The 11,065-nt window shown below is 40.5% G+C and carries 9 protein-coding genes, 1 pseudogene and 1 other annotated feature; of the genes and pseudogenes, 6 read left to right on the top strand and 4 right to left on the bottom strand.

The annotated features are described in order from the left end of the window. Positions 1-152, bottom strand: a pseudogene (locus BO26_RS23250) (IS630 family transposase); the annotation flags it as partial. An 868-nt stretch (positions 153-1,020) separates the two neighbouring features. Here BO26_RS23250 and BO26_RS17480 point away from each other — a divergent pair. Together BO26_RS17480 and tyrA are read left to right on the top strand one after the other, a co-directional pair. Next, on the top strand, positions 1,021-2,115 hold the full coding sequence (locus BO26_RS17480; RefSeq protein WP_036773709.1) for a 3-deoxy-7-phosphoheptulonate synthase: 1,095 nt from the start codon (positions 1,021-1,023) through the stop codon (positions 2,113-2,115). 5 nt (positions 2,116-2,120) lie between these two features. After that, positions 2,121-3,242, top strand: a complete 1,122-nt coding sequence (gene tyrA / locus BO26_RS17475) for a bifunctional chorismate mutase/prephenate dehydrogenase (RefSeq protein WP_036773707.1) — start codon at positions 2,121-2,123, stop codon at positions 3,240-3,242. 42 nt (positions 3,243-3,284) lie between these two features. Here the strand turns inward: tyrA and pheA are convergent, their stop codons facing one another. The 3 genes from pheA to bamD all read right to left on the bottom strand — a co-directional run bounded on the left by pheA (position 3,285) and on the right by bamD (position 6,084). After that, a complete protein-coding gene (gene pheA / locus BO26_RS17470) occupies positions 3,285-4,442 on the bottom strand; it encodes a bifunctional chorismate mutase/prephenate dehydratase (protein ID WP_036773705.1) in 1,158 nt (385 codons plus the stop codon). A gap of 54 nt (positions 4,443-4,496) precedes the next feature. Next, positions 4,497-4,618 (bottom strand) — a sequence feature (Phe leader region). 109 nt (positions 4,619-4,727) lie between these two features. Then, positions 4,728-5,066 carry a ribosome-associated translation inhibitor RaiA gene (gene raiA / locus BO26_RS17465; protein WP_036773713.1) on the bottom strand — a complete coding sequence of 113 codons (339 nt, stop codon included), beginning with the start codon at positions 5,064-5,066 and terminating at the stop codon, positions 4,728-4,730. 286 nt (positions 5,067-5,352) lie between these two features. Then, positions 5,353-6,084 carry an outer membrane protein assembly factor BamD gene (gene bamD / locus BO26_RS17460; RefSeq protein ID WP_036773710.1) on the bottom strand — a complete coding sequence of 244 codons (732 nt, stop codon included), beginning with the start codon at positions 6,082-6,084 and terminating at the stop codon, positions 5,353-5,355. Positions 6,085-6,222: 138 nt separating this feature from the next. On the opposite strand from bamD, the gene rluD reads away from it, so the two are divergent. The 4 genes from rluD to BO26_RS24950 all read left to right on the top strand — a co-directional run bounded on the left by rluD (position 6,223) and on the right by BO26_RS24950 (position 10,955). Further along, the gene (gene rluD / locus BO26_RS17455; protein ID WP_036773702.1) at positions 6,223-7,200 is read left to right on the top strand and encodes a 23S rRNA pseudouridine(1911/1915/1917) synthase RluD; all 978 of its coding nucleotides are present in this window, start codon (positions 6,223-6,225) and stop codon (positions 7,198-7,200) included. Next, positions 7,201-7,932, top strand: a complete 732-nt coding sequence (gene yfiH, locus BO26_RS17450) for a purine nucleoside phosphorylase YfiH (RefSeq protein ID WP_036773699.1) — start codon at positions 7,201-7,203, stop codon at positions 7,930-7,932. It begins immediately after the preceding gene. A 134-nt stretch (positions 7,933-8,066) separates the two neighbouring features. After that, complete coding sequence (gene clpB, locus BO26_RS17445) at positions 8,067-10,640, top strand: ATP-dependent chaperone ClpB (RefSeq protein WP_036773697.1); 2,574 nt, start codon at positions 8,067-8,069, stop codon at positions 10,638-10,640. A gap of 183 nt (positions 10,641-10,823) precedes the next feature. Next, positions 10,824-10,955 (top strand): hypothetical protein, encoded by a 132-nt coding sequence (locus BO26_RS24950; protein ID WP_477707004.1) that lies wholly within the window; start codon positions 10,824-10,826, stop codon positions 10,953-10,955. The last annotated feature ends 110 nt before the right edge of the window (positions 10,956-11,065 follow it).

The following is an 11,065-nucleotide window of genomic DNA, read 5'->3' as shown; positions in this document are numbered from 1 at the left end:
TGGAGTCGCAATGCCTGGGCGATCATCACAGAACTCCACCCTTCAGAAGCCAGAAGGATAGCTTTTATTCTGTCTCGTACTCGACCATCGCGAGTGGTGTCGTGAAGACGCTCAAGTTTGATTTTTTGTTCTGATGTAATAAATATTTTCATAGCGAGGATAATGATCTCCATTTCGGATAAAATCAAGCATCTTCAATGATTACGGGTATATAACCTGCATACAAGATCTGGTGAAACCAATTTCCTACATTAATAATGTTGGATCATATAAAAATATCCATTGTTGTTAATCGTAATATCATTATATTTTACTTTATTAATGATTCAGTGAAAAATCCAATAGGGTATAAATTTGATATTTTATTAATATGATTTTATAACTTTATATCAATAAATTTAGATTATTTATTTTGATTATTAATTGCAATGTTAATATTGTTTGTTTTTTTCAATAAAAGTTGGTAAATATCTGATTTTCTCTTGATGATTTTAAATATATACCGAATGAACTTCAAGATTCTTGAGCCGTCAGACATAAAAACATTTAAATTCAATAGCATAATCGTTTTTCAAACATGCACTTTGAAGTGTCTTGAGTATATACCCAATAGATTTCAAGATGCATCGCGATGGCAAGGGAGCGAATCCCCAGAAGCATAGATAACTATGTGACTGGGGTGAGTGAGTACAGCCAACAAAGAGGCAACTTGAAAGATAACAGGTATATAAGAATAACGACGAAATATTACTACTTTTATCTTGAGATTAGTTTATTTTAGAAAAATATATTCTTATTTGAAAATAATAATTATTTTTATTGAAATAATTTCATATTGTTAATAAATATTGGTTGTATATTTATTTTTTAGGCAAAAATCTCATTTTTGTAAACTATTGTTTACGTTATTTGGGTTTTATTTACATATTTGGATTGTATTCTTTACTTTGTGTGATATGTTATCGGTCAGATAGATAAAAATAAATTAATACAGAATGTCAATTGGAGGAGGTAGCTGAAATGATCATGCAAAAAGATGCGCTAAATAATGTTCATATCAAAGATGAGCAAATTCTCATAACCCCCGAAAAACTAAAACAACAGTATCCGTTGAATGATGATGATCTGCATGCTATTACAAGTGCACGTAGAATTGTTGCTGATATTATTCATGGACGCGATCCTCGTTTGTTAGTGGTATGTGGTCCCTGTTCTATCCATGATGTGGATGCAGCTTTGGATTATGCCCATCGTTTGAAAGCACTTTCTTCTGAATTAAACGATAATCTGTATATAGTGATGCGTGTCTATTTTGAAAAACCTCGTACAACAGTGGGTTGGAAAGGTCTTATTAATGATCCGTTTATGGATGGTTCATTTAATGTTGAAGCTGGTCTGCATATTGCCCGCCGTTTACTACTCAGCTTGGTTAAAATGGGATTACCTCTTGCAACAGAAGCTTTAGATCCGAATATTCCACAATATTTGGGGGATTTGTTCAGTTGGGCGGCAATTGGAGCAAGAACAACTGAATCTCAAACGCATCGAGAAATGGCTTCTGGACTATCTATGCCTATAGGTTTTAAGAATGGAACCGATGGTAGCTTGAGCACCGCGATTAATGCGATGCGTGCAGCTGCTATGCCACACCGTTTTATGGGAATAAACCAGTCTGGGCAGGTATGTTTGTTACAAACGCGCGGTAACCCGAATGGACATGTCATATTACGTGGTGGCAAGACACCTAATTACAGTGCTGAACATGTAATGGAATGTGAACAGCAAATGATGCAGTCTGGATTATTGCCATCCTTGATGATTGATTGTAGCCACGGTAACTCTAATAAAGATTTTCGTCGTCAAAGCTTAGTTTTGGATTCTGTAGCAGAACAGATCGTCTTGGGTAATCAATCAATTACGGGCATTATGTTGGAGAGCCATATTAATGAGGGTAATCAATCTTCTGAACAACTTCGTAGTGAAATGAAATATGGCGTATCAGTAACCGACGCTTGTATTAATTGGCAAACTACAGAAGAGGTTCTGAGAAAATTGCATCAGCAAATCAGCTCGAAATTGTCGCAAAGAATTGTGGCAATGAAAAAAGCAGGGTAACAAATATGGTCGTTGAATTATCTCAATTGCGGGATCAGATTGATGAAGTGGATAAGGCTTTGCTGGCTTTGTTGGCAAAGCGCTTGGAATTAGTTGCAGAGGTTGGTGAAGTAAAAAGCCGGAATGGACTGCCAATTTATGCACCTGATAGAGAAATGTCGATGTTTACTTCGCGTCGTCAAGAGGCTGAAAATTTTGGTGTTCCACCGGATTTAATTGAGGATATCCTGCGTCGCATTATGCGGGAGTCTTATACTAGTGAAAATAATAAAGGGTTTAAGACTCTTTGCCCTCAGCTGGGGCCGATAGTCATTATTGGTGGCTTAGGTAAGATGGGAAAACTATTTGGTCGCCTGTTAACTTTATCTGGTTATGAGGTCAGAAATTTGGAGCCACAGGATTGGCCTGACGCAGAGCGGATTCTTAATGGCGCCGGTATGGTCATTATCAGTGTACCTATTCATTTAACAGAAGAGGTTATTCGCTGCTTACCACCATTGCCTGATCATTGCATTTTGGTGGATTTGGCATCTGTTAAGCAGAAGCCATTACAGGCTATGCTTAATGTGCACAAAGGTCCAGTGCTGGGATTACATCCTATGTTTGGGCCTGATGTAGGTAGTTTGGCAAAACAAGTTGTCGTTTACTGTGATGGTCGTCAACAGGAAGTTTATCAGTGGTTTTTGGAACAACTGTTGGTTTGGGGGGCTTGTTTATATCAGATAAATCCTGAACAGCATGATAAAAATATGAGCTTTATCCAAGCATTACGTCACTTTACAACTTTTGTGTATGGGAAACATCTCGCACAGGAAGGCGCTGATTTACAGCAGTTATTATCAATATCCTCGCCAATTTACCGGTTAGAACTCATTATGGTCGGGCGATTATTTGCACAGGACCCTCAGCTCTATGCTGATATTATTATGTCATCACCAGAGAATATTGATTTGATACGCCGTTATCATCAAAGTTTTGGGCAAGCGATTGAAATACTAGAAAATCAGGATAAACAAGCTTTTATCAGTAGTTTTAAAGGTGTTAGTGAATGGTTTGGTGATTGTGCATTTCGCTTTATGAAAGAGAGCAGAATATTACTCCAGCAAGCGAATGATAATCGCCAATAATTAAAAAGAACCGGATATTTTAGTACCCGGTTTTTTCTTAATTTAGGACGGGCTAACAGGTACTACACTTTCTGTTGGGTAGCAACCCAGTACCTTCAGTGAGTGAGTAATTTCTGCCAATGTTTTTAAGACGTGTTGCATGTTGATTGAGCGGAGATTAGCTTGAACATCAATGTAAAACATTTCTTCCCATGGATTTCCATTAATTGGGCGGGACTCCAGTTTACTCATGATAATATTGTGTTTTTTTAGAATCATAAGCGCATCCACCAATGCACCTGCTTGTTGCCCGGTTGCCATAATAAACGTCGTTTTGGCTGGTACTTGCTCTGAAACATCAATAGGCTGACGAGCAACGATGATAAAACGAGTAATATTGTGTGAGTGGTTTGCCAAATTTTGGGCTAGAACTTGTAACCGATAGAGTGCGCCGCCAGCTTCACTGCCTAAGGCTGCGATATTTGGTGAGTTTTCTTCAGCTACCTTTTGCATGGCTGCGGCAGTGCTTTCGCAATATTCAATTTTCCAATGCGGGAATTGATTAATATACTGGCTACATTGTTGGAATGGCTGAGGATGACTGTAAACGGTTTTTATCTGTGAGAATTCCGTATCGTTTGCGACCAGTAGGCAATGATTAATAGGAATTTTTATTTCTCCTACAATTGATAGGCTGGTATGTTGCAACAAGTCATAAACATCATTGATAGAGCCAGAGTTGGTGTTTTCAATCGGTAATATGCCGTAATCAGCTTGGCCTGTTTCTACTAAGGAGAAAATATCTTGGAACTTGTGGCAACTGCATTCAACTAATTGATCAAAATGGCGTGCCGCATATTGGCGAGCTGCAATATGAGAATAGGAACCACGAGGCCCAAGGAATGCGATGCGGGCTGTATCGTAAGGGGTTTGATTAAGGTGTTGCTGCAATAATGCTTGTTGTGTAAGTACGGAATCTTCGATAATTGTTTGAAACAGGCGGGTGATATAAAAGCCATCCAGTCCGTGATTTTTTCCTTTTGTAATTAGAACATCTAGTAGTTCCCGTTCACGATCCTTATCTCTGATAGGACGATTACACTGTAGTTTAGTCTGTGCAATATCAGAAGCTAATTTGCGACGTTCTGCCAGTAAAATCAGTAATTTTAAATCAAGGTCGCTGACTTTTTTCCGTATATTCAGCAAATTGTTTTGATCCATAATGAGTTCCTAATTGGTCATTGATATTCTGATAATAATATGTCTGCAATGGACAGAAAAAAGCCCCCCGATTTGGGAGGCTAACTGTTCGTCTTCTTGTTCTTTCTTAAACGACGAAAGCCCCCCTTAAGGGAAGATGAAAAAAGAAAGAGAAGAAAAACAGGTTTGTATTCATTGTACTTACCGTCTGCGTAAACAATATATTTTAATTAACCTCATGTTATTGTTTCTGTCAATAAAAAAACGCGTCCAAATTGGGCGCGTTAAAGATAGGATATCGTTATTTTATTGTTGTACTGCTAGGTTAAGGTTTGATTCTTTAACACTATTATAAGTACGACGTGCTTCACCTTTGTGCTGTACTTTATTCAACTGACGCTCTAGTTTTGCTAACAGTTCATTGATGGCAATATACATATCTTCATGTTTTGCACCGGCAACCAGTATACCATTTGGTATACTTATGGTTGCATCAACCATAAAAGCCTGCGGTCCTTTTGATAGAATAATATGAGGGTTTATCAGATTCACTTGCCACTTATTTAGTTTGTTCAGACGGTTTTCTATGTGGTTGCGAATTGCTGGGGTAATTTCCATTTGTTTGCTGGTAATATTCACTATCATATAGTTACCTCTCATCATTGATAATCCGCCTTCAATGATTTCAGCATACATTTCTTTTTCACAAAAAAGGTGATTTAAATCACTTTTAATCAGGTAATTGACAAGTAGTTGAAGTAAATGTGATTAATAATAAGAATACGAAGAATATCTGTTGCGAAATTAAAGTTTATGGGCCATTATTGATGAGTTAGGCCATTTTAATCCTATTGATAAATGGTCTTTTTTTCGAATTTTCAAGTAGAAATAAAACAACAACCGAAGTTGCTGTTTTATTTTTTCTACTTCCTTATGTTGGATTAGCAGCAATTAATTTTGTTACTTTGTTTGCTTGTGCGGTTAAGCCCAAACGTGTATAGGCCCTTTCCATATAAGGCAGTGCTTTGAGAGTTGATTGTGTATCAGGGTAGTCATTCAGCATTTGCTCAGCTCGATTTACCACTGCGACATAAGCTCCTCGTTTGTTATAATATTTCACGACAGATAATTCATATTTTGCCAGGCGTTCTTTGATAAACATTAAACGTTTTCTGGCATCGGCAGCATACAGGCTGTTAGGATATTGACGCACTAATTGGCTGAAATCTCTGAATGATGCTCTGGCATGCTCAGGATCACGATCTGAGCGATCAATCCCGAAGAAACTTTGCAGTGTACTGTCATCCAACGCTTGTGAGGTTAACCCGCGCATATACAAAACATAGTCAATATTGGGATGAGTTGGGTTTAGGCGCATAAAGCGGTCAATAGAAGCTAATGCCATTGGTAAGTCAGAAGATTTATAATAAGCATAAATCAGATCAAGTTGTACTTGTTGTGAGTAAGGGCCAAATGGATAGCGGTTATCGAGGGTTTCCAATTGAGTGATAGCAGCTTTATAGTTACCGTCTCGCAGCTTTTCTTGACCCGCAGAATAAATTTCCGAAGGTGGGCTGTCGGGGACAACATTCTTATTACCAGAGCACCCGGAAAGTACCAGGCTCAATGTGGCTGCTGCCACCAGATATTTCATGCGTATCATCACGTGTTGATTATCCTCTGAGTGTTTTTCTGGGAGACTATCCATGAAGCTCCCGGTAAAAGATCGAGTTACAATAGCACACTATATTAAATTAAACGGCTCTGCCGTCAAAACTCAACGTAAGTGTAGAAACAATATATGGTACAACAAATACGACTTAATGCAGCAGTCGCCGAATCTCAGCTCGGTCAACGTTTAGATCAGGCTTTGGCCGAAATGTTCCCTGATTATTCAAGATCACGAATAAAAGAATGGATCTTGGATGATAGAGTTCAGGTTAATGGTAAATTAATCAATAAGCCAAAAGAAAAAGTGCTGGGAGGCGAAGAAATTTCAATTGATGCCATCATCGAGGAAGATGCGCGTTGGGAGCCTCAGAATATTGAGTTAAATATTGTCTATGAAGACGATGATATCTTGGTAATAAACAAACCACGTGATTTGGTTGTTCATCCTGGAGCAGGAAATCCAGATGGTACGGTATTAAATGCTCTGTTATATCGCTATCCTGAAATAGCTGATGTTCCCCGGGCCGGCATTGTTCATCGCCTCGATAAGGATACGACAGGGCTTATGGTTATAGCTAAAACTGTTCCAGCTCAAACCCGTTTGGTGGAGTCACTCCAACTGCGCGAAATTACCCGTGAATACGAAGCAGTTGCGACAGGACGTATGACTGCTGGTGGAATAGTTGAAGAGCCTATTTCACGCCACCCGACAAAGCGAACGCACATGGCAGTTCATCCGATGGGGAAACCTGCTATTACCCGTTACCGGGTGATGGAGCATTTTAGGGCACATACCCGTTTGCGTCTGAGATTGGAAACTGGCAGAACACACCAGATACGTGTTCATATGGCTCATATTAGTCATCCATTGGTGGGAGATCCTCTGTATGGTGGCCGCCCTCGTCCTCTAAAGGGGGCTTCCGATGAATTTCGTGATGTGATGCGAAACTTTGATCGTCAAGCATTGCACGCCACAATGTTACGTCTCTATCACCCAATTACCGGAATCGAAATGGAATGGCATGCTAAATTACCTGAAGATATGGTCATTTTGATTAATGCATTAAAAGCAGATGCAGAAGTGTTCAAAGATAATATGGATTGGTAGATGACGTCGCTTATTTTTCCAAACTGGCCACAACCTATAACAGTAAAAACCTGTAGTTCCACCCGTTTGGGTGGAATCAGCTTGCCGCCTTATGATAGTTTAAATCTTGGCAAGCATGTTGGAGATAATCCTGATATTGTTGAAAGAAATAGGCAGGTATTAGCTGAAGTAGCCGAATTACCTCGGCAACCAGTTTGGTTAGAACAGGTTCATGGTGCTCGTGTTGTGAGACTCGACGGCCAGCCAGTAAAAGATAATAAAGCCGATGCGGTTTACACTAACATTCCTGGGCAGGTTTGCGCTGTACTGACAGCAGATTGCTTGCCTGTATTGTTTTGTAGCTTTGACGGTAATGAGATTGCGGCAGCTCATGCCGGTTGGCGTGGTTTGTGTGCCGGAGTGTTGGAGAATACAATCACTCAATTTAAAGCTAAGCCTGATCAGATTCAAGCTTGGCTAGGGCCTGCGATTAGCGCGAAAGAATTTGAAGTTGGTAGTGAGGTTATGGACGCGTTTCTGGTCCAGAATTCTGATCTAAGCAAAGCTTTTGTGCCTTTTGGTGAGAAGTATTTAGCAGATATATATTTGTTGGCAAAATTAAAGTTGCAATCTGTTGGTATAACAGCAATTTTTGGCGGAGCTGAGTGTACTGTCAGTAATAAAGAGAAATTTTTCTCTCATCGTCGTAATGGGATTACAGGACGTATGGCAACTTTAATCTGGCTGATATAACCTATTCCATAGGGCGATCCACTGGCGCATAGAATAATGTCTCACAATTTGCTTTTCAGAATAAACCTTGAATATTTGAGGAATGGCCTCATTTAATCTCCAGTAGCAAAATTCTGATCAGTATTGGAGGTGTTATGCGTCTGGATCGTCTTACTAATAAATTCCAGCTTGCTCTCGCTGACGCCCAGTCCCTTGCACTGGGGCATGATAATCAATTTATTGAACCAATTCATTTGATGAGCTCACTGCTGAAACAAGACAGTGGTTCTATTCGCCCATTATTAACGTCAATTGGGCTCGATGCAGGTCGTTTCAGCAATCAACTTGAGCAAGTTTTAGAGCGTTTGCCGCAAGTACAAGGTGCTGGTGGTGATGTACAACCATCTAATGACTTAATTCGTCATTTAAACTTGTGTGATAAACTAGCACAAAAGGAGGGGGATAATTTTATTTCCTCTGAATTATTTGTTCTGGCAGCACTGGAAGAACGTGGCTCATTGAGTGACATGCTGAAAGCTGCTGGAGCAACAAAAGAAAAAGTTACTAAGGCAATAAAACAAATACGTGGTGGTGAAAAAGTTTATGATCAGGGAGCGGAAGATCAACGCCAAGCCCTGAAAAAGTATACTATTGATCTGACTGAACGTGCTGAACAAGGCAAACTTGATCCGGTGATTGGCCGTGATGAAGAAATTCGCCGCACTATTCAGGTATTACAACGCCGTACCAAAAATAATCCGGTCTTAATTGGCGAGCCCGGGGTTGGTAAAACGGCCATTGTTGAAGGGCTTGCTCAACGAATCATTAATGGTGAAGTTCCTGAGGGGCTTAAAAATAAGCGCGTCCTTTCTCTGGATATGGGAGCGCTATTAGCAGGGGCTAAATATCGTGGTGAATTCGAGGAACGTTTGAAAGGTGTGCTGAATGATCTTTCCAAACAGGAAGGCAATGTCATTCTGTTTATTGACGAATTGCATACTATGGTTGGTGCGGGTAAGGCTGATGGGGCAATGGATGCCGGCAACATGTTAAAACCAGCCTTGGCCCGTGGCGAACTTCACTGTGTTGGGGCAACAACACTGGATGAATATCGTCAATACATTGAAAAAGATGCAGCGCTGGAACGCCGTTTCCAAAAAGTCTATGTTGCAGAACCCTCTGTAGAGGACACTATTGCTATTTTGCGCGGTCTGAAAGAACGTTATGAGTTACATCATCATGTACAAATTACCGACCCTGCAATTGTCGCGGCAGCAACATTATCTCATCGTTATATCTCAGATCGTATGTTGCCAGATAAAGCAATTGACTTGATAGATGAAGCCGGAGCAAGTCTGCGTATGCAAATGGATTCAAAACCTGAAGCGTTGGACCGTCTGGAACGTCGAGTCATTCAATTGAAGCTGGAACAGCAGGCACTGAAAAAAGAGTCTGATGATGCCAGTAAAAAACGGCTTGAAATGCTTAATGAAGAGCTAATCGTAAAAGAACGTGAATATTCTGAGCTGGAAGAAGAATGGAAAGCTGAAAAAGCTGAGCTTACTGGCACTCAGCATATAAAAGCAGAACTGGAACATGTCCGTATTAGCCTAGAGCAGGCCCGCCGTAGTGGTGACTTGGCGAAGATGTCTGAAATTCAGTACGGAAAAATACCTAGATTGGAAAAACAGCTTGCCGCAGCCACACACGCTGAAAGTAAGCATATGAAACTGCTTCGTAACAAAGTTACCGATGCGGAAATTGCAGAAATTCTTGCTCGTTGGACAGGCATTCCTGTTGCCAGAATGCTTGAGAGTGAAAAAGATAAACTGCTGCGCATGGAGCAAGAACTGCATAAACGTGTCATTGGTCAGGATGAGGCAGTCAATGCAGTATCTAATGCGATTCGCCGTAGCCGTGCTGGATTAGCTGATCCAAATCGTCCGATTGGTTCATTCCTGTTCCTTGGTCCAACCGGTGTTGGTAAAACTGAGTTGTGCAAGGCGTTAGCGAATTTCCTGTTTGACAGCGATGATGCAATGGTGCGTATCGATATGTCTGAATTTATGGAAAAACATGCTGTATCACGGTTGGTAGGAGCGCCTCCAGGGTATGTTGGTTATGAAGAAGGTGGTTATCTAACAGAAGCGGTTCGTCGTCGACCTTACTCTGTTATTCTGCTTGATGAAGTAGAGAAAGCGCACCCGGATGTATTCAATATCTTATTGCAGGTGTTAGATGATGGTCGATTGACTGATGGGCAAGGCCGCACTGTCGATTTCCGCAATACGGTTGTAATCATGACGTCTAATCTTGGGTCGGACATGATCCAAGAGCGCTTTGGTGGTCTGAGTTATGGTGAAATGAAAGATATGGTGATGGGAATTGTTAGCCATAATTTTAGACCTGAATTTATTAACCGTATTGATGAAGCTGTTGTGTTCCATCCATTAGGACGTCGGCATTTATCAGATATTGCAGATATCCAGTTGCAACGTTTGTACAAACGCCTGGAAGAACGTGGTTATCAGGTCACGATGACTCAGCAAGCATTAGAAATGTTGGCAGAAGCTGGGTTCGATCCTGTTTACGGAGCACGGCCATTGAAGCGAGCTATCCAGCAGGAGATCGAAAATCCATTAGCTCAAAAGATACTTTCCGGCCAACTATTGCCAGGTAAACCTGTGACTCTGGATGTGGAAAATAGCCAAATCGTAGCAAAGCAATAATTTTATATTTAACGAGAGATAATAAAGGGGTGGGAAACTGCCTCTTTTTTTATCATTTTGCGTATTAAATCGCAATTTAGTATTGTTTTTGCTTGATTTATGTCCGGATAGATTCTTTTTGTAATAAAACGCTTGCCAGCGCCGAAGAAGGCCCTATAATGCGCCACCACTGACCGACACAACGTGGATAAACCGGGTGAGGTCAGGCAGGGAAAAGGCAATAAGCGCTTGACTCTGCGGGCGAAAAGCGTAGTATACGCAGCCCGGCTGACGGAGAATGATAATTTTTATGTTGGCCCGCTCTTTAACAATTAATCAGACAATCTGTGTGGGCACTCACAAGACCGTATCACAAAAAAATACGTTTTAAAGTCTTGAAGAGTGAAGCGCAGTTAATTCATAACGAACTAACGGTGAGATTCTTT

The organism is Photorhabdus australis DSM 17609 (assembly GCF_000711895.1).
Lineage (GTDB): Bacteria > Pseudomonadota > Gammaproteobacteria > Enterobacterales > Enterobacteriaceae > Photorhabdus > Photorhabdus australis.
This window is presented reverse-complemented; position numbering and strand designations above follow the sequence as displayed.

Excerpts from the sequence above, each read along its gene's own strand:
- BO26_RS17480 (WP_036773709.1), top strand. The coding sequence starts at position 1,021 with ATGATCATGCAAAAAGATGCGCTAAATAATGTTCATATCAAAGATGAG.
- tyrA (WP_036773707.1), top strand. The coding sequence starts at position 2,121 with ATGGTCGTTGAATTATCTCAATTGCGGGATCAGATTGATGAAGTGGAT.
- pheA (WP_036773705.1), bottom strand. The coding sequence starts at position 4,442 with ATGGATCAAAACAATTTGCTGAATATACGGAAAAAAGTCAGCGACCTT.
- raiA (WP_036773713.1), bottom strand. The coding sequence starts at position 5,066 with ATGATAGTGAATATTACCAGCAAACAAATGGAAATTACCCCAGCAATT.
- bamD (WP_036773710.1), bottom strand. The coding sequence starts at position 6,084 with ATGATACGCATGAAATATCTGGTGGCAGCAGCCACATTGAGCCTGGTA.
- rluD (WP_036773702.1), top strand. The coding sequence starts at position 6,223 with ATGGTACAACAAATACGACTTAATGCAGCAGTCGCCGAATCTCAGCTC.
- yfiH (WP_036773699.1), top strand. The coding sequence starts at position 7,201 with ATGACGTCGCTTATTTTTCCAAACTGGCCACAACCTATAACAGTAAAA.
- clpB (WP_036773697.1), top strand. The coding sequence starts at position 8,067 with ATGCGTCTGGATCGTCTTACTAATAAATTCCAGCTTGCTCTCGCTGAC.